General features: G+C 40.3%; 23 protein-coding genes. 14 read left to right on the top strand and 9 right to left on the bottom strand.

The window, feature by feature from the left end; genetic code table 11:
• Positions 1 to 73: 73 nt before the first annotated feature.
• Entirely contained in the window at positions 74 to 376 is a 303-nt protein-coding gene (locus tag J7E38_RS22650; protein ID WP_285291770.1) for a winged helix-turn-helix transcriptional regulator, read from the bottom strand.
• 130 nt (positions 377 to 506) lie between these two features.
• Here J7E38_RS22650 and J7E38_RS22645 point away from each other — a divergent pair, with 130 nt between their 5' ends.
• From J7E38_RS22645 to J7E38_RS22630, 4 genes are all read left to right on the top strand, one after another.
• Positions 507 to 1,355: a VOC family protein gene (locus J7E38_RS22645; RefSeq protein WP_214710083.1), complete on the top strand. Its 849-nt coding sequence runs from the start codon at positions 507 to 509 to the stop codon at positions 1,353 to 1,355.
• A 69-nt stretch (positions 1,356 to 1,424) separates the two neighbouring features.
• Positions 1,425 to 2,627, top strand: coding sequence for a hypothetical protein (locus tag J7E38_RS22640; RefSeq protein ID WP_214710081.1), 1,203 nt, complete (start codon positions 1,425 to 1,427; stop codon positions 2,625 to 2,627).
• 142 nt (positions 2,628 to 2,769) lie between these two features.
• Entirely contained in the window at positions 2,770 to 3,285 is a 516-nt protein-coding gene (locus J7E38_RS22635; RefSeq protein ID WP_214710079.1) for a DinB family protein, read from the top strand.
• Between the two features lie 132 nt (positions 3,286 to 3,417).
• Entirely contained in the window at positions 3,418 to 3,909 is a 492-nt protein-coding gene (locus J7E38_RS22630; RefSeq protein WP_214710077.1) for a GNAT family N-acetyltransferase, read from the top strand.
• Between the two features lie 40 nt (positions 3,910 to 3,949).
• Here the strand turns inward: J7E38_RS22630 and J7E38_RS22625 are convergent, their stop codons facing one another.
• Positions 3,950 to 4,768 (bottom strand): MBL fold metallo-hydrolase, encoded by an 819-nt coding sequence (locus tag J7E38_RS22625; protein WP_215038973.1) that lies wholly within the window; start codon positions 4,766 to 4,768, stop codon positions 3,950 to 3,952.
• Between the two features lie 210 nt (positions 4,769 to 4,978).
• Here J7E38_RS22625 and J7E38_RS22620 point away from each other — a divergent pair, with 210 nt between their 5' ends.
• Entirely contained in the window at positions 4,979 to 5,332 is a 354-nt protein-coding gene (locus J7E38_RS22620; protein WP_215038957.1) for a hypothetical protein, read from the top strand.
• 172 nt (positions 5,333 to 5,504) lie between these two features.
• Here the strand turns inward: J7E38_RS22620 and J7E38_RS22615 are convergent, their stop codons facing one another.
• A complete protein-coding gene (locus J7E38_RS22615; protein ID WP_214710071.1) occupies positions 5,505 to 5,975 on the bottom strand; it encodes a DinB family protein in 471 nt (156 codons plus the stop codon).
• 690 nt (positions 5,976 to 6,665) lie between these two features.
• Here J7E38_RS22615 and J7E38_RS22610 point away from each other — a divergent pair.
• The 5 genes from J7E38_RS22610 (at position 6,666) to J7E38_RS22590 (ending at position 9,109) form a co-directional block, all read left to right on the top strand.
• Entirely contained in the window at positions 6,666 to 6,830 is a 165-nt protein-coding gene (locus J7E38_RS22610; protein ID WP_214710069.1) for a hypothetical protein, read from the top strand.
• A 48-nt stretch (positions 6,831 to 6,878) separates the two neighbouring features.
• Positions 6,879 to 7,067 carry a PspC domain-containing protein gene (locus J7E38_RS22605; protein WP_214710067.1) on the top strand — a complete coding sequence of 63 codons (189 nt, stop codon included), beginning with the start codon at positions 6,879 to 6,881 and terminating at the stop codon, positions 7,065 to 7,067.
• An 82-nt stretch (positions 7,068 to 7,149) separates the two neighbouring features.
• Positions 7,150 to 7,701 (top strand): GNAT family N-acetyltransferase, encoded by a 552-nt coding sequence (locus tag J7E38_RS22600; RefSeq protein ID WP_214710065.1) that lies wholly within the window; start codon positions 7,150 to 7,152, stop codon positions 7,699 to 7,701.
• Positions 7,702 to 8,051: 350 nt separating this feature from the next.
• The gene (locus J7E38_RS22595) at positions 8,052 to 8,654 is read left to right on the top strand and encodes an alpha/beta family hydrolase (RefSeq protein WP_214710063.1); all 603 of its coding nucleotides are present in this window, start codon (positions 8,052 to 8,054) and stop codon (positions 8,652 to 8,654) included.
• 113 nt (positions 8,655 to 8,767) lie between these two features.
• Entirely contained in the window at positions 8,768 to 9,109 is a 342-nt protein-coding gene (locus J7E38_RS22590; RefSeq protein WP_214710061.1) for a hypothetical protein, read from the top strand.
• A 105-nt stretch (positions 9,110 to 9,214) separates the two neighbouring features.
• On the opposite strand, the gene J7E38_RS22585 is transcribed toward J7E38_RS22590, so the two are convergent.
• The 3 genes from J7E38_RS22585 to hxlA form a co-directional block, all read right to left on the bottom strand.
• On the bottom strand, positions 9,215 to 9,931 hold the full coding sequence (locus J7E38_RS22585; protein WP_214710059.1) for a 3-ketoacyl-ACP reductase: 717 nt from the start codon (positions 9,929 to 9,931) through the stop codon (positions 9,215 to 9,217).
• Positions 9,932 to 9,993: 62 nt separating this feature from the next.
• Positions 9,994 to 10,551 carry a 6-phospho-3-hexuloisomerase gene (gene hxlB, locus J7E38_RS22580; protein ID WP_214710057.1) on the bottom strand — a complete coding sequence of 186 codons (558 nt, stop codon included), beginning with the start codon at positions 10,549 to 10,551 and terminating at the stop codon, positions 9,994 to 9,996.
• A gap of 8 nt (positions 10,552 to 10,559) precedes the next feature.
• The gene (hxlA, locus tag J7E38_RS22575; protein WP_214710055.1) at positions 10,560 to 11,192 is read right to left on the bottom strand and encodes a 3-hexulose-6-phosphate synthase; all 633 of its coding nucleotides are present in this window, start codon (positions 11,190 to 11,192) and stop codon (positions 10,560 to 10,562) included.
• A 212-nt stretch (positions 11,193 to 11,404) separates the two neighbouring features.
• Between hxlA and J7E38_RS22570 the strand changes: the two genes are divergently transcribed.
• Positions 11,405 to 11,767, top strand: a complete 363-nt coding sequence (locus J7E38_RS22570) for a winged helix-turn-helix transcriptional regulator (RefSeq protein ID WP_214710053.1) — start codon at positions 11,405 to 11,407, stop codon at positions 11,765 to 11,767.
• A gap of 87 nt (positions 11,768 to 11,854) precedes the next feature.
• Here J7E38_RS22570 and J7E38_RS22565 read toward each other — a convergent pair whose 3' ends face one another.
• Both J7E38_RS22565 and J7E38_RS22560 read right to left on the bottom strand, forming a co-directional pair.
• Entirely contained in the window at positions 11,855 to 12,970 is a 1,116-nt protein-coding gene (locus J7E38_RS22565; protein WP_214710051.1) for a DUF4179 domain-containing protein, read from the bottom strand.
• Positions 12,960 to 13,538, bottom strand: a complete 579-nt coding sequence (locus tag J7E38_RS22560) for an RNA polymerase sigma factor (RefSeq protein ID WP_214710049.1) — start codon at positions 13,536 to 13,538, stop codon at positions 12,960 to 12,962. The genes J7E38_RS22565 and J7E38_RS22560 overlap by 11 nt, the downstream gene beginning before the upstream one ends.
• Positions 13,539 to 14,114: 576 nt before the next feature.
• Between J7E38_RS22560 and J7E38_RS22555 the strand changes: the two genes are divergently transcribed.
• Together J7E38_RS22555 and J7E38_RS22550 are read left to right on the top strand one after the other, a co-directional pair.
• Positions 14,115 to 14,384, top strand: a complete 270-nt coding sequence (locus tag J7E38_RS22555; protein WP_214710047.1) for a hypothetical protein — start codon at positions 14,115 to 14,117, stop codon at positions 14,382 to 14,384.
• A gap of 118 nt (positions 14,385 to 14,502) precedes the next feature.
• Positions 14,503 to 14,712 (top strand): hypothetical protein, encoded by a 210-nt coding sequence (locus J7E38_RS22550; protein WP_214710045.1) that lies wholly within the window; start codon positions 14,503 to 14,505, stop codon positions 14,710 to 14,712.
• Between the two features lie 55 nt (positions 14,713 to 14,767).
• Here J7E38_RS22550 and J7E38_RS22545 read toward each other — a convergent pair whose 3' ends face one another.
• Positions 14,768 to 15,703: an endonuclease I family protein gene (locus tag J7E38_RS22545; protein ID WP_214710043.1), complete on the bottom strand. Its 936-nt coding sequence runs from the start codon at positions 15,701 to 15,703 to the stop codon at positions 14,768 to 14,770.
• Positions 15,704 to 16,113: 410 nt separating this feature from the next.
• Between J7E38_RS22545 and J7E38_RS22540 the strand changes: the two genes are divergently transcribed.
• A complete protein-coding gene (locus J7E38_RS22540) occupies positions 16,114 to 16,290 on the top strand; it encodes a hypothetical protein (RefSeq protein ID WP_214710041.1) in 177 nt (58 codons plus the stop codon).
• Positions 16,291 to 16,477: the final 187 nt, after the last annotated feature.

The following is a 16,477-nucleotide window of genomic DNA, read 5'->3' as shown; positions in this document are numbered from 1 at the left end:
CCCTTTCAAAAAGTGTATGAATTAAGTTCTCACTATTAAAAAGAAAAAAGCAGAAGGTATTATCCCTCTGCTTCTACAGCCATGATTGCGACCATGTTTCGATTTCTTTCATCAGTGGTTCTAATGCCTGGCCTTTTTCGGTTAAGGAATATTCGATTCGTACGGGTGTTTCTGGATAAACATCTCGTTTGACGATTCCTTCGCTTTCTAGATCTTTCAGTCTTTCTGACAGGACTCTGCCACTTACTCCTACTGCTGATTCTATTGTGCAAAACCGCTGAGGGCCAGATAAGAGCTGATACATTATCAACCCAGTCCATCTTTGGCCTAAGATCCCCATGGCTTTTTCAAATCTAGGGCATATTGTCTTATCCAACGAAACCAACTCCTTAATCCTATTATATACATTTTTTTAATCAATGAAATAAAAAAGTTACTTGCTTAAAGTAATTTTTACTTATATACTAACTTACATAAAGTAACTAACTTGAGTGGGGGTTCTAAACATGAATTTTCATCAAAAACCTATAACATTCGTGGGCCAAGTAAACTTAAAGGTGCAGGATTTACAGCGTTCAATCGCTTTCTATGAAAAAGTCATCGGTTTTCAGCTAATGGAACAGACGGATTCTTCCGCGAGCTTTACTGCGGATGGAAAAACGGTGTTATTAACGATTGAGCAGCCGGAAAACGTCATTCCAAAGCAGGGAAGGACTACTGGCTTATATCACTTTGCCATTCTTTTGCTGGAACGTTCTGATTTAGCGAAGATTGTTCAGCATTTCATGAAAGCTGGAGTGCGCTTTGGTTCTTCAGACCACCTTGTAAGTGAAGCACTCTATCTTTCCGATCCAGATGGTAACGGGATTGAAGTCTATAGAGACCGCCAGCCTTCTGAATGGGAATGGAAAAACGGAGAAGTGAAAATGACCGTCGACCCTTTGGACTTCGAGGACTTGCTTTCAGGAATAGAGCAGGAATCGTGGAATGGCCTTCCTGCTGGAACAGTAATGGGACATATTCATTTGCATGTCGCCGATTTGAAAAAGGCGGAGGATTTCTATCTCAATGGCCTGGGATTTGAGGTAGTATGCCGCTATGGACATCAGGCCACCTTTATTTCAGATGGAAAATACCATCACCATATTGCTTTGAATACCTGGAATGGAGTTGGTGCACCCACACCGCCAGAAAAAAGTGTGGGGTTAGCCTCATATACACTGATTCTGTCAGACGAAGAAAAGATGGGTAAAATAGTCGCACAGCTTGATAAGCTGGGTGCATCAGTTACAAAAGAACATGATTCTTATGTGACAATCGATCCTTCAGGCAATAAAATAGTCCTGAAAGTGTAACAACCTGATTTTTTACCAATTAGAATCCTCATTTCAGAACAGGACACTCTATAAAGAGGAGGGATGTTCTTGAAACTGAGGATTCCATTTTTTATTTGTGTTAGTTTTCTTTTATCTATAAAAGTAAGTGCAGAGGTTCCATTCACTGCCGCTTTTGTCCGTGACCATCAGTTATGGATCAAAACGGGGGTGCAAGAGGTACAGGTGACGAAGGGGAAATATGTGCAATCGCCCAAGTGGTCTTACGACGGGAGATTTATCGCTTATATAGACGGTGATGAGCAGGGGAATAAATCAGAACTGTTTATTTATGATACGAAGAAAAAAGACAGCTACCAGCCATATCTCATTGAAACTTCTGATTTTAAATGGTCACCGACCAGGAATCAGCTAGCCTATAATTCACAGGGTATATTGAATGTTACCAAGATGCAGAATGGCAGGCCCAAGGGATTTGAGAATGTGGCCCTTGGTGTCAGCGGTTTTGAATGGTTCCCGAATGGAAAGGAATTCATCGTTTCCTCCCAATCCAGTTTGCGGCCGACAGGGTGGGGACCGATCCCGATGTATAGAATACCAGTGACCGCAAATCTGGATAAAAATAAGATGAAACCCTTTTATACCATTAAGACGGATGAAACCGCATTGTTTGGGATTGATGCCGATTTTTTTAAGTGGAGCTACGATGGAAAGTGGCTTGCCTTCATTGTCATCCCAACAGCCTCATGGTCAATGGATAGCAATTCATTATGTGTTCTAACCAATGAAGGCGAACAATTTCAGGAGGTAGGAAAGATGCTGGGGTTCAAAGACTGGTTGAAGTGGGCACCATCAGCGAATCAGCTTGCCTATATTTCTGGAGAAGGAAGATTTTTTGTGGAAAACAAGAAAGCGACCATCGCCGATATGCCGGCAGCAGTTCAGCAAAAACAATACACACCTGAAGGATTTGTTGACCTGGACCTGGCGTGGTATTCTCCGGATACAGTGATTGTTGCCCGTGCGAAAGAGAACAAAGTTTGGAATGAAGGTCCGGTTCCAACCATGTTTACGACTCTGTATGCCATTGATATAAAAACAGATGGACAACAACAAATTTCCCATCCAAAGACGAACGAACTCGACCATCAGCCACAAGTTGCCGGGGACTATATTACATGGCTGCGTAAAAATGGTAATAAGAATGATTTATGGGTGAAAAAGGGGTTGAACGGCCATGACTATAAATGGATTGAAAATATCGAGTCAGCCCCGGCTATTTTAGAGCCTTGATAAAAGAAAATACCAAACAAGCGTTAGTCCATGGAGGATTAACGCTCTTTTTGTGGAATTCCTTATTGAACTAGGGTTACTAAAATACAAGCACAGCATCATTTGAATAGATTATTAACACTTTAAAAGGGAGGATGAATAATTGAATAGAGAATCATTGAAAATATCTTCATTAACAGGCTATGAACCAGAAATCGGCAGGTGGTTATGGTGTTTAGAGGATGTACGCCAAACAATTACTACTAAATTAACAGGAATAGACCAGAACTTATTAGACAAAAAAATGCTCGGAAGGCATTCAATTGGCTCACTCTTGTACCACATTGCATTGGTAGAGGCAGACTGGTTATATGTCGAGGTCCTCGGAACAGACTGGGATCCCGAAATTAGCTCGTTGTTCCCATTGGAAAGCCGCACTGCCAGTAACCTGACACACATTGAGGGAGAAAGCTTAGAGCAACATCTTAATCGTCTAAAAAAAGTCCGTGAAGTGTTCCTTTCCTACTTCCGTTCAATAGACTTAAACGATTGGCGAAAACCACGTGTACTTGAACAATATGATGTAACCCCTGAATGGGTTGTTTACCATTTAATTGAACATGAATCCCACCATAGGGGACAAATTTTCCAATTACTTAGGGAATTACAGGAACAGTAAGTAATAGATTTTAAAATTTCATTGAAAGTGAGTGACATCGGTACGTTAAACCTAAATGAGAGATTTCACCATCCTTTATGGCTCCTATATTAAGATAAGGATGGAGCACCTCTTTTCTTGATATGTGGAGGAATGATCTTGACTATAAAATATTTGATCTATAATTCGCTGCCGAGTGAGGATGTCTTAAACGAATTGAATTTACTACACAGTAGAGTATTCAATACATCGGAAGATTTAGCTGCGAAAATGGCAAATAAACCACAACTGCTAATAATTACCGCGATGGCTGGCACAAAATTGGTTGGATATAAGATTGGATATGAATTGAAAAACGATAAATTTTATAGTTGGTTAGGCGGGGTGAATCCAGCCTATAGAGGATATGGTATTGCATCTGCATTAATGAAAAGGCAGCATCAATATCTAATGGAAAGAGGGTACAGAGTAGTCCAAACCAAAACGATGAATAAATGGCGGGCGATGTTGATTTTAAATCTTAAGAATGGTTTTGATGTCATTGATACATATATTGACGAAAAAGGGTTACATAAAATCAAACTTGAAAAGCAATTAATCAGTGTAAAGGTAGATGAAGAGATTAGGGTCCTTGATTCGAATTAAAAGTTGAAAAGCCTGCCTAAACGGCAAGCCTCTCTGTCGGTTATTTTTCGCCGTCTACATATTTTCCGTAGTCAGGGATGGCGATATCATCAAATTCATCAACGAGCTTTCTTAGGTTTTCTCTTAGTGTCTCTGCTGCCATTGGGATTCCGTGTCCGGTAATGGCATAAGTAGGCTGCAGCGCCTCAAGTTTTTGGACAGAGGACCGGGCGGCTTCCCAGTCGGTTGTCAGGTACCGCGGAGGGCCGCTTATTTCCTGTTCTTGAGTCAGCACACTATACAGGGATTCTTGTTTCACCGTGACAAACGCGTCCCCTGCAATGAGAACACGGTCAGCTTCCCTGAACAATGAGACATGCCCAGGTGTATGTCCCGGGGTATGAAGCCACTTCCAGCCTTCCATATGTGGTATACTGCCATCCTCGTTAAGGACTTGTACATTTGTTCCAAGGTCAATCCCTTCATGCGGGAAGGCGGGGGACATCTTGGCGACCAGGCCGCCTTCCACACTGGCATCCGGCTTTGGATAATCTTGCTGGCCTGTCAAATAAGGAAGCTCCAGCTGATGAGCATAAACAGGAACCTGCCAGTGCTCAACCAAGTCGATGATGGCACCAACATGGTCGAAATGTCCGTGCGTTAAGATGATTGCTTTTGGTCTAGCTCCTTCACCAAAAAGCTCCTCTGCGGCATCGATGATTTTATCAGCGGATTTAGGCATTCCGGCATCAATCAGGACCCAGTCCCCCGGTGCTTCTGAAATGCGCACAAAACAAACATTTACGATCTGGACAGTAAGGCTGTAAACACCATTTTCACCATTCTGAATCATCCCGCTCATTGATGAAGTCATAGGCATATAACGTTCCGTTGAAGAACTTTCTTTCACTAGTAAAACCTCCCATATATGAGCATCTGTTTGAGTATACCCCGGGGAAGGGTTTAGTATGCCGAATGGTTCCGGGAATCGGTTGTTTCCATGTGAGAATTAATGCCTAGAAGGATATACGGAGCAAAGTCGGTTTTAGAAAGGCGGTGAGATGTCATAAAAGTATCATTGATTTTGCTTTTGATTGCTATTGTTTTACTTACTGGCTGCAGTGCAGATGGCGGTAAAGTGACTGCCAGAGATGTTCTCAAGCAGAATGACAATGCGGATATTCTGAAATATGATGGATTTATTTATAGCAATGTCACGAACCTGGAATGGTTTGAGAAAAATAAAGATCAGCATCAAAAAGGGAAAAAAGTTGGTGAAATTAAAAAAGTCACGACCTCTAGTTGGTTTTTCACTAATCTTTCAGCTACAAAATTACCTGAAGGAACCATACTGTATGATACAAATGATGGGAATTCAGGGGTTATTTTTGTAGAAAAGGATAATGGAGAGAAATTGTATTATATGCAGTTGCTTGAAGGGTGAGAAATACTTTAGGGAGCTTTAGTAAATTCACAATCTTTAATTATGTGAATAACAGGGGTAATATATCAAATGCCTTAATAAAATATTCAGAAAAATAGCGCGCCAAAACTGAGCTCTGTTTCACACGCTATTCTTGTTTTTTGTACCATATTTAATATAAAGGACATTGTTGTCATGTGTAATTTCGAATGATTAAATCGGACAAAACAGGTTTCATATCCATCTCCCGCGACCAAATTGATAGTTGGCCGATATGATGGATCTCATGGGTGATTATATGACGGAGGATCTTGCCGCAACTGAATGTATGAACTTTACCTCTATTATTTTTTATATGAATTAGTTTACCATCGAAATCATTTGGTAAGTGACTAATAAAATCTTCAGTTACTTTTTTAGTGAAATCTGAAAATCTAATAGCATCATCTAAGCTGGTGATTGAATCCTTTTCAGGATAGTGATTAGGCTTTTCAAGCATGTAATTAAGCCATAAAAGTTCACAATCGATCACATGGATTAGGTTTTTCAGAATGCTTCCCATCCCGCCAACTCGTTCCGCTTTTAACTCTTCTGGTGATATGGATTTACACCAATTAAACCAATCATCTCTTACTTGCCAATTATATAAAAATAAATCCAACAAAACGCTCACTCCCGAATATACATATGTATTCTTTTAACAATAAAACCACCTAATTTGGTACAATTTGTTAATATAAATAGTAACGAAAGTGTTCAAAACATTTTGATAACCTACTGATAAAAATGAAAGTGAGTGGCAATATGTCAACTAAAAGTATGTTCTTTGGACTAGTATTGAGTGAATTGAAATTTTTAGGATTGTGCATTGTTCTATTTGTGGCAAACCTGGCGTTTTGGCTAGATGATAAGGGAATAGCTGAGCAAATTTTCAACATTCATCTGACTCCTTCTAGGATTCCGTTGTACATTTTTGTAATGATTCTTGCTCTGGCTTTCATTGCTTTTACAGTCTACCTGTCCAATAAGATAAAAAAGTTACAGGAATCGAATTACCCTCATTGCCGCAGAGCGGTTATCCTAACGGCAATGGGACATTTACTGGCATTCTGCAGCTTATCTCTTTTTGTTATATCTCAAGAGTCCAACAGTATGACAACCGTGATTCCAAATTTATTTAATTTATATTTTGCTATTAGGTTTGTCATTTTTGTAATGTTGTTTTTTAATCACTTTGTAAGAAGGAATAAAAGTAAGATTGAAGTCTAATGAAAGGAATTTAGCCCATGTATGCATAGGTTAAGGAAAGCTTCTTGAAAAGTAATTTTAATATTTTGGATTGGTGGCAGCTCAAATGAAGAATTGGCAATTTACCTTGTATTTATTTATTCTTGGCGTGATTTCCTTTATCACGAAGGAAATCGTAACCTTCGGGATGTTAGGCATTATTTTGGTAACCCTTAATAATATTCACTCTACACTTTTAGAAATCAGGGATAATCAAAAGAAAGCTGACTAAAAAGACATCTAATTTTTCAAATCATTGAAAACCGAGGGTGGGATTGAATTGAAAAAGAAATTAAAAAAGACTTCCACTGATAAGTCTATAAGAGGCGTCTGTGGAGGCATAGCTGAGTATTTTGGTATATCTTCTTTAGCGGTAAGATTAATCTTCATTTTATTGCCTGGCGCTAATGTCCTACTCTATTTAATTCTTGTCAATACGATGGCTGATAGTCCACCGTCATTATATTAATCTACGTGTGTGTGATTGAGCCACCTTTTAATAGAATGAAAGGTGATTACTTCTATAATTTTCTGGTGGAGGTAGTATACGAATGGCTAGAATTAAACCAGTGGAAACGAACAGGCTTGTCCTGAGGGAGCTTAATGAAGAGGATTTTGAAGATATTTATCAATTTAAGTCAGATCAAAAAGTGGTTAAATACTTAACCTGGGGACCAACTAATCGAGAGCAAACATTACATAGCCTTAGAAAGCAGATTGCTTTTCAAACCGAAGAAAACAGACAAATATATGTTTTAGCCGTAGTGCAAAAAGAGACAAAAAAAGTTATCGGAAATGCTTTGTTTATAATAAGAGATCAGGATTGTCAAACAGTAGAAATCGGGTATTTTATAAATTCATCCTACTGGAAACAAGGGTACGGAAAAGAAATTGTAAACGGATTATTATATTTAGGGTTTAATACGATGGATATTCATAGGATATATGCCGTCTGTGATGTAGAAAATGCTGGTTCAGTCAACCTTTTAAGAAGAATAGGTTTCCGACAGGAAGGTCATTTTATTAAAAATTTGAAAGTAAAAGGACAATGGAGAGATCATTATCTATTTGCTATTTTAAAAGAGGAATTTAAAGGCATGTGAAATAGTGCCCTTATGGCGGTGAAATTGCTTGCATAAGGGTATGTTTCCGCTAGAACGGTGCCCTTATGAAGGTGAAAATGCATGCATAAGGGTATGTTTCCGCTAGAATGATGCCCTTATGGAGGTGGAAATGCATGCATAAGGGTATGTTTCCGCTAGAATGATGCCCTTATGGCAGTGGAAATGCTTGCATAAGGGTATCTTTCCGCTTGAATGGTACCCCTACAAAGCTGAAAATGCCTGCATACGTATGATGGATAGCTTTTACCTTATTCCTGTATCGGGTAATTTTTCGTAGGAATAATTGTTTAAATAAAGAAATCTATAAAATTTGTGGAGTTGTGATCACGATGAATAGTGAAGTTATCCCTTTTAGATTGATTGAACAGAAAGAAGACACAAATAAATTAGTTATTGTTTTACCAGGGGCTGGTTATACTACACAAGCCCCATTGTTATACTACACAACAGGGGCATTTTACAATAAAGGTTTCGATGTATTACACATTAACTATTCATTTAGCAGGCAAGAGTTGTCTTCGCTAAATGAAGGGGATTTTGCAAAAGGTGTACTACTTGCGATCGACACCGCAATCAATGATAAAAAATACAGCCATTTTTATATTGTGGCTAAATCTATCGGAACAAAAGCTTTGAGTTATCTGGTCGATCATACAATGTTTAAAGATGCCAAAGTAATATGGTTGACTCCTTTACTACAAAATGATGCAGTATTTAAAGCAATGGTTAACAGTAATCATGAAGGCCTTTGTGTTATCGGAGAAAAAGATCATTTTTGTTTTATTGAAGAACGCTTCGAAAAAATAAAAACGAATCCAAATCTTATATTGAAAGTGGTCGAAGGTGGAAATCACAGTTTAGAACTTGATAATGATCCAATAAAATCAATAGAAATCTTAAAAAGTGTTATTTCTTATATTAATGAGTTTTAAACAAACGTGGTGCGGTGGTCCGGGAAGGGTTAACCGCCTTTTTTTGTGATGAACTTCTTTTTAGAAACAGGGCATAATAAATAAAATTCAGAGCTAATCAAATGGAGGTTATTGTGAGTAATAATAAGGAACTAAACCATTTCACATTGGCTGATATTATTGAAAGAAAGATAATTTTTTTAAACACAGGTACCGTCTCCGATAATTCAGATTTCAAAAATAATGATGAAGGTGAATTACTAGCTTATAGTGAAATGTTGGCGGACGTTAAGGAAATGAAGGAAAATGAATTCGTTAGCAAGTATTTAAATATAATAAAAAAACTTTCGGTACATTTTACAAACGACGAATTTAATGATCAAAAGGAAATTGAAAGAATGTCTGGATACAATAATGCTATTGTCTCGATCTTAATTTGTATAAATCCAATTTATGAGTACGATTTGGAAGATTAGTCATAAGATTTTATTAAAGAAGCGATAAGCAAGCTTTATTTAAAGAATCATTAATAAAAAATCGCTTAACAATGAAGTTAAGCGATTTACTGTTCCGATATAGTTTTACGGATTGGTTGACCACAATCCGGCTGTTTTCACGAGGACTCTTGGGTGCAGTTTTAATCCTGCGACAAGAAGGTCAGCTAAATCTTCTGGCTGCATGACATTTTCAGGGTTTCCGCTGATCAAATTGCTTTCGACTGCCAGGTCAGTTGCTACCGTACTTGGAGTCAAAGCGGTTACGCGGACATTATGCTTCCTGACCTCAAGCATCAGTGATTCTGTCAGACCTAGGACTGCGAATTTGGAAGCGGAGTAAGCACTTGTGACTGGTGCTCCTTTTTGGCCTGCAGTAGAGGAGATGTTCACAATGTCTCCGGATTTTCTTTCGATCATTTCTGGTAAAACCGCTCTTGTCACGTTGTATACACCCATCAGGTTGACGCGGACAATTTTTTCCCATTCTTCAGGGGATAGATCCATAAAGCCGCCGAACTTTGCGATTCCTGCATTGTTAACTAAAATGTCAATCGCACCTAGATCTGATTTAATATGCTCCACGGCATGCTGGACTGCTTCAAGATCCGAGACATCGGCTGAAGCAGCTGAAATGTTAACATCATATTGCTCGAGTTCTTCAGTCATTTTTTCAAGATTGGACATCGTCAATCCAATCAATCCAAGATTGACACCTTCTTTGGCCAGAGCAATAGCAACTGCTCGTCCAATCCCTCTGCCTGCTCCTGTAACGATTGCTGTTTTTCCTTTTAGTGAAATCATGTTAATTCCTCCTATTAAAAAAATTGCTGAAAGACTGCCCATAATCAGGCAGCCTTCCGTTATTACTCAAGATTGGCATGCTTGCCATACATCTTGTTGGTATCAAGACCTTTTTTCTCCATGAACCTAAGAATGACGGCATCATAAAAAAGAAGCAGGGTCTGCTCAAACAGGGATCCCATTGGCTGAATGGTCTTGTAGTCGCCCTCTGATTGATCTTTCGGTGATCCAGGCAGCTTAACAATGATATCGGCCATCTGTCCGATCGTCGATTCGGGAAAAATTGTGACAGCTGCAATGGTACCGCCAATGCTTTTTGCCTTCTCCGCCATGGATACAAGGCTTTTTGTTTCCCCTGAACCAGATCCGATAATCAAAATATCATCTTTTTCAAAGCCTGGAGTAACCGTTTCGCCAATGACATGTGCGTCAATTCCCATATGCATCATTCGCATCGCAAACGATTTCGCCATGAATCCGGATCTGCCGGCACCGGCGACAAAAACCTTTTTAGATTCAAGAATGCCGTTGACAAGACCTTCTGCAGCATCGTCGGAGATTAATTCTGCTGACGAGTGAAGCTCCTTTAAAATTTCAGAAAGGTACTGTGTGGGCTGCATTACTATTGTTACCCTTGCTGAATCATTTGCTTCATTTTTTCAGCAGCTGCATTCTTATCATCTTGTCCAGTGATACCACCGCCGACAATGACGAGGTCAGGCTGGACTTTCACAACTTCAGGGAGTGTATCCAGTTTAATTCCTCCAGCGATTGCCGTTTTTGCGTTTTTTACAACGCTTTTGATGGTTTGAAGGTCTTCAAATGAATTTTTACCCACTGCCTGAAGATCGTAACCAGTGTGGACGCAAATATAATCAACACCCATTTCATCCAATTCTTTTGCGCGTCCAGCAAGATCCTTGACAGCAATCATATCGACTAGGATCTTTTTGCCTTGTTTTTTCGCTTCTTCGACAGCACCTTTGATGGACATATCTTCAGCAGCCCCAAGAATCGTAATAATATCTGCTCCCGCTTCAGATGCCTTCATCACTTCGTATCCAGCAGCATCCATGATTTTAAGGTCTGCTAAAACCTTTAGATTAGGAAATGCCTCTTTTACTGCCTTGACAGCGTGGAGCCCTTCATTGATGACAACGGGTGTTCCGATTTCGACGATGTCGATATGCTCCTCAACTTCTTTAACCACTTGAATCGCTTCTGGAATGTTCACTAAATCTAATGCCAATTGTAATTCCATCTATATTCCACTCCCTAAAATTATTGTTGGTGCACAGTTGTAAACTACCCTATTTTGCACGTTCACCATCATGCCAAGTGTAACCATTTGGTTCATGGCATAGATGTAAGTATACTGCGTATGTTTTTTTATTGAAAGTACGCACTTTTTTCATACATAGTGACAAAAAGTATACTAAGTGATATTCTATGTTGCAGTGGGGGTGAAGCAAGATGGCGAGAATGGATGCAAAAACATTCAACTGTGAAAAAGAATTGACGCTTGCAGTGATTGGCGGCAAGTGGAAGATGCTGATTTTATGGCATCTGGGAAAAGAAGGGACAAAGCGATTCGGAGAGTTGAAGGCACTGATGCCTGGCATAACCCAAAGAATGCTTGTTAATCAGCTTCGCGAGCTTGAAGATGACATGATTGTCGAACGAAAGGTATATCCGGTTGTTCCGCCGAAAGTAGAATACTCATTGACCAAGCAGGGAGAAAGCTTGATGCCAATCCTTGACTCCATGTACCAATGGGGAAAAAACTATATGGAGAATGTGCTTGAGAATCCTGATAATAAAGCGTCTTCTGAATAAAAATGCCACAAGCGAAACACAGCTTGTGGTCTTTTTTTATCAGTCAGTAAAAAAGAGCAAAGGGGGAATATCCCTTTGCTCGCAGTCTTATCTAAACCCTTTTTGTCCGTCATCGTTAACGAATTCTTTCTTATCCTTTGTCCTCACCACGATTTTATATGGGTCTTGCTTTACATGTGGCCATATGTCATCCGACTTGATGAATTCCTCCGCCATTGTGTACAGGTCGGTGGCGTGGTCAGCTGCTCCTTCGTCAGTGCTCTTCATTTTCATTGTGATGTAAATGGTCATAAAACCATCACTGCTCTTATATCCAACGCCTGATACTTTATATTTTTTATAGGTCATAAATTCATGGCCAATCCCTGAAACTGCATCACTCCAGCGTGCGTATTGCTCACGTTTGGCCAAGTTGAATTTACGAATTTTGACCTCGATATTGTTTTTGCCATTAGCGGCGAGGGCATCTTTCACAGCCTTTTGTATTTCATCCACTTTTTCCTGCTTCTCTACGCTCGGGATCTCCAACTCAACCGAATCAGAACTGAAACCGATGCTATGTTTAAAATCAAATGGCTTCAGCGCAGCCTGGACGATTTCGAACACTTCTTCACTTTCCTTTTCCATTTCAGCTTGCTCTTGTTTCCATTTTTCAGATGGTTCATGGTACTTCCTTACTTTAATAAAATAATCCTCGATCCTCGTCCCTTTGAATTCCTCTGCCTGTACGATTGAGAGCCCGATTTTTTTTACTCCCGGTTCCATTTCCTTGACCTGTTTTTCAGATGCGTCCAAATGAACCATGATGCCTTCGTTTTTGCCGCCAACATACTGGTTCACCTGCTTCACAGGATATCCATCCTTTTTCAAAGCTTGCGTCAGTCGCTCTGTCAGTTCTTGTTCGTGATTATCAAACATTGCGCTTAACGGCGGGATTTTCGAAACCATCTTCGCCATCGTTGGGGAAACAAAGCCTGAGCCGACAAATAGCAGGAAGCTCGCAGCGATTGCGGCCGTAGTGACTCCAGCCTTTTTCCAGAAAGTCCACTGCTTTTTTAAAGCAAGGTTAAAGCCTTCAAGTTCGCGTTCAACCCGATCCACCCGTGCATCTTTAAATTCTCCAGCAGCGAATCGACCAGGCAAATCTTTTGTGAACTTTTCAAGTGAAACAGGGGTCTGCAAATCCTTCTTATCATATCCCATATGATTTCTCCTCCATTTGAAAATGTTGATCCTTTTTCATGAGTTCACCAAGCTTTTTCCGGCCGCGGGCTAACCTGGTTTTTACGGTATTGGTGTTTTCACTGAGTATTAGGCTGATTTCCTTCACTGATAAGTTTTCGAAATAAAACAGCAGCAGCGGGACTCGCTGTTCATCTTTCAAGGTCGTGATCAGGTGAAGCAGTTCCTGTTTAGTTTCCTTTTCAACAGCCTTTTCCTGAGCTGAATCCGTTTTTAGTCTAGAAATCGCTTCTGGATTCTCGTCGATATCTGAAAACTGATTCCTTTTTTGTTTTCGGTATACATCAATCGAACGGGTATAAACAAGACGGTAAAACCATGCTTTAAAGTGGCGAATCTCCATATCCCGCATTATGCTTAGATAACAATCTTCCAGGGCAATCTGGACAGCATCCTCAGCCAGCTCCCGCGAACCAAGAATAAGATAAGCCGTCCTGTAGGCAGAGGAAAGAAGACTTTCCACCAGGTCGCTAAACGCATCTCCATTTCCCGCCCGGATTTGATTTAGTAATTTCTGTTCCTCATTCAACTGGGAAACCTCCATTTGTTATTTTCACTAGTATGTCGTTTGCAGGTGGCACTCTGGTTTCACTTTTTGTAAAAATTCTGTTCCGAATTGACTTGCTTGTCTAATATGTTTTAACTTTACCAAAAATTAACTCTGGTGGGTGGACAATTATCGGTGGAGGGTTAAAATGAGGCGAGTTCCTAGGTTGCAGGATGTAATGTGTGGAGCAACATGTGCTCGAAATGGTGATGACATGGGATTTACAGGGAAAAGATGGTGGAACATGTGCCCGAAAAGGAGCGGAAAGAGGATTCACGGGGAGAAGTTGGTGTAACATGTGCCCGAAAAGGAGCGGAAAGAGGATTCACGGGGAGAAGTTGGTGTAACATGTGCCCGAAAAGGAGCGGAAAGAGGATTCACGGGGAGAAGTTGGTGCAACATGTGCCCGAAAAGAAGCGGACAGATGATTCACGGGGAGAAGATGGCGTAACATGTGCCCGAAATGGAGGGGACAGGGGATTCACGGGGAGAAGTTGGTGTAACATGTGCCCGAAATGGAGGGGACAGAGGATTCACGGGGAGAAGTTGGTGTAACATGTGCCCGAAATGGAGGGGACAGATGATCCACGGGGAGAAGTTGGTGCAACATGTGCCCGAAAAGGAGCGGAAAGAGGATTCACGGGGAGAAGTTGGTGCAACATGTGCCTGAAAAGGAGCGGAAAGAGGATTCACGGGGAGAAGTTGGTGCAACATGTGCCCGAAAAGAAGCGGACAGATGATTCACGGGGAGAAGATGCTGGAACATGTGCCCGAAATGGAGCGGATGGGGGATTCACAGGGAGAAGATGCGGAAACATGGACCCGTGATGAGATAATTTCCTTTGTTTCGGTAACACGCAATTTGAATTTGCGAATAAAGCCTCAAGAACCTGTAATTTTTTGTTAAAATAAATATAACTGGTTGGGAGCGGAGGGGAGCATATCGATGGCGAAGCAAATCGTGTTTTTTGTCTTATCGGCGATTTTCTTTTTTATCTATATAAAAGTGTTTGATTATGTCTTCAGGTATATTGAATCCAGTTTGCTTCCTTATGGCTTGCTGGTTTTTATCTTTCAGATATTTTTCGCCATTGTCATTCTCTTTCCAGCTTCAATCGTGACTACGAGGAAGATTTTTGAGGTGATTAAAGAATAGCCGTAGCTTTTACAAAATAAGGCTGAACCAGATACATACTGGTTCAGCCTTTTAATCACCACGGAAAAACGATTTTCTTTGCTAAATCAGGAAAGTCGATAAACGGATTGCGGTTTCCTTGTATATAAAAGATGGCCTGGTTTCGGTGCTTTTCATAAAGGGTTGGCGGAAATTCCTCATTCCAGCGGAGTAGCAACGGGATGTTAACCTTCTTCTTAAATTCGTCCTTTACTCTTTTTGGATACCTTAAGAAAAAGTAAAGCATTGCCCGTGCGGATGTTCCTTTCCCATGCTCTGGCTCGAACTCGAACCCGTTGCTGACTCCGCAGTTATTCTGGATCGGTTCATCGTCGGATTCGGGATTGTAAAATTCAAAGTCGGCAAAAGGGAAGTTCGACCTTGAAATATTGCAATCCGGTTCACAGACAAACAGGTGATGCAGGTCGCCCTTCATCGGCTCGGCGCCTTCGAACCAGGATTGTGGCACAATATGCTCGGTGTTCATTTTGAAATGGTCCTCGAACACCTTCAGTTCCTTGATTGAATCAAATCCATTCACCTGTATTTTCCTCGAACGCCTCCTGAATTCATCATACTTCTCTCGCAGTGTATCGTTATCCTCGATCAGCAATAACTCTGGGTCCTTCATCTGGCTCGAATAGATGCTTTTCGCGGTTCCATCCGGGTATAGGTCAACCCATGTGTACAAATACAAATCCTTGGCCAGAAAGTAAGGAAGCTGATTTTTATGGGACTGAAAAACAATCGTATGGAATTTATAAAATAGAGCAAGACCGGACAAGTCCAAGTCCTGTGCTCCCCGATAATAGTTTTCCATATCTTGAAGATCCTGAACAGGATCATAATAAAGCTGCTGATTACTCTGGATATCACGCCGGTTGTCCTTCAGGATGGTTAGCAGCTTTTTCAAATCGAGTGAATCATATTTGTTTACCCAGTGCTCCTGCCTTTGTTTTTTATATTTTGACATACCGAACTCCTCATTCTTGTCATCGTATCCTTATTTTACCCTTTACAGGATTGTCCTTCAAAGAGTTAATGGGAGACGAATTGATTCTTGATTTAATAATTATGTATTCTTCTTTTTTTCCCATATTTACTAATGAAAAACGTTGGAGTCTATTTGTCATCAGTAGATTTCCTATAAGGAATGCTCCCGAAAATAGGAGTAATCAGAGGTTTCGGTCGCAGAAAGAGAGAAGCTCCGCCCGAAATGAGGAAGGAGCCGGGGTTTGGGTAGAAAAAGAGAAATAGTGGAAGCAATTATGTTCGTAGAAGCACTTATCATGAATTATTTAAAATAAATAGGAAAAAAGAAGGAACAGCCTTTTATATCCAGAATAGTGTTGAAGAGGACTTTGAGAAAAAGGGAGTGGCTTTATGTCGGATAAAAAGCCTATTAATGACGCTATGGACCACATGAGTAAAATTGAAGGATACCCGACTGATGTTGACCTAAAGAAGCTGCCGAAGCCTTTAAGGTATTTTGGGTATTTCATGGTTGGTTTCTTTTCTTTATCCATCCTATTTATCATCATCGCCAAGTTGTTCACATAGCTTTATTTAAAGAAAGTTGCTTCGATGCGTTTTTTTGGGTAGGATTTGAGTTATGAATTAATCGGTCCATTTAGGAAGCATTTTATTTCAGAACTTTCCCGGGCCATCTTCTCCATTGACCTGGTATACTGGATTCTTCCAGGGCGTTCATATAGAATGATACTAAGCCGAATATTAAGGGAGTCGA

Source organism: Bacillus sp. ISL-35 (assembly GCF_018613355.1).
GTDB lineage: Bacteria > Bacillota > Bacilli > Bacillales > Cytobacillaceae > Mesobacillus.
Note: the sequence above shows the minus strand (reverse complement) of the source record. Positions and strands in the feature narration are given on the sequence as shown.

What these genes read in the sequence shown, in the direction of transcription:
- J7E38_RS22645 (WP_214710083.1), top strand. Translation starts at nt 507, where the DNA reads ATGAATTTTCATCAAAAACCTATAACATTCGTGGGCCAAGTAAACTTA.
- J7E38_RS22630 (WP_214710077.1), top strand. Translation starts at nt 3,418, where the DNA reads ATGATCTTGACTATAAAATATTTGATCTATAATTCGCTGCCGAGTGAG.
- J7E38_RS22625 (WP_215038973.1), bottom strand. Translation starts at nt 4,768, where the DNA reads ATGCCTATGACTTCATCAATGAGCGGGATGATTCAGAATGGTGAAAAT.
- J7E38_RS22610 (WP_214710069.1), top strand. Translation starts at nt 6,666, where the DNA reads ATGAAGAATTGGCAATTTACCTTGTATTTATTTATTCTTGGCGTGATT.
- J7E38_RS22600 (WP_214710065.1), top strand. Translation starts at nt 7,150, where the DNA reads ATGGCTAGAATTAAACCAGTGGAAACGAACAGGCTTGTCCTGAGGGAG.
- J7E38_RS22595 (WP_214710063.1), top strand. Translation starts at nt 8,052, where the DNA reads ATGAATAGTGAAGTTATCCCTTTTAGATTGATTGAACAGAAAGAAGAC.
- J7E38_RS22585 (WP_214710059.1), bottom strand. Translation starts at nt 9,931, where the DNA reads ATGATTTCACTAAAAGGAAAAACAGCAATCGTTACAGGAGCAGGCAGA.
- hxlB (WP_214710057.1), bottom strand. Translation starts at nt 10,551, where the DNA reads ATGCAGCCCACACAGTACCTTTCTGAAATTTTAAAGGAGCTTCACTCG.
- hxlA (WP_214710055.1), bottom strand. Translation starts at nt 11,192, where the DNA reads ATGGAATTACAATTGGCATTAGATTTAGTGAACATTCCAGAAGCGATT.
- J7E38_RS22570 (WP_214710053.1), top strand. Translation starts at nt 11,405, where the DNA reads ATGGCGAGAATGGATGCAAAAACATTCAACTGTGAAAAAGAATTGACG.
- J7E38_RS22565 (WP_214710051.1), bottom strand. Translation starts at nt 12,970, where the DNA reads ATGGGATATGATAAGAAGGATTTGCAGACCCCTGTTTCACTTGAAAAG.
- J7E38_RS22550 (WP_214710045.1), top strand. Translation starts at nt 14,503, where the DNA reads ATGGCGAAGCAAATCGTGTTTTTTGTCTTATCGGCGATTTTCTTTTTT.
- J7E38_RS22545 (WP_214710043.1), bottom strand. Translation starts at nt 15,703, where the DNA reads ATGTCAAAATATAAAAAACAAAGGCAGGAGCACTGGGTAAACAAATAT.
- J7E38_RS22540 (WP_214710041.1), top strand. Translation starts at nt 16,114, where the DNA reads ATGTCGGATAAAAAGCCTATTAATGACGCTATGGACCACATGAGTAAA.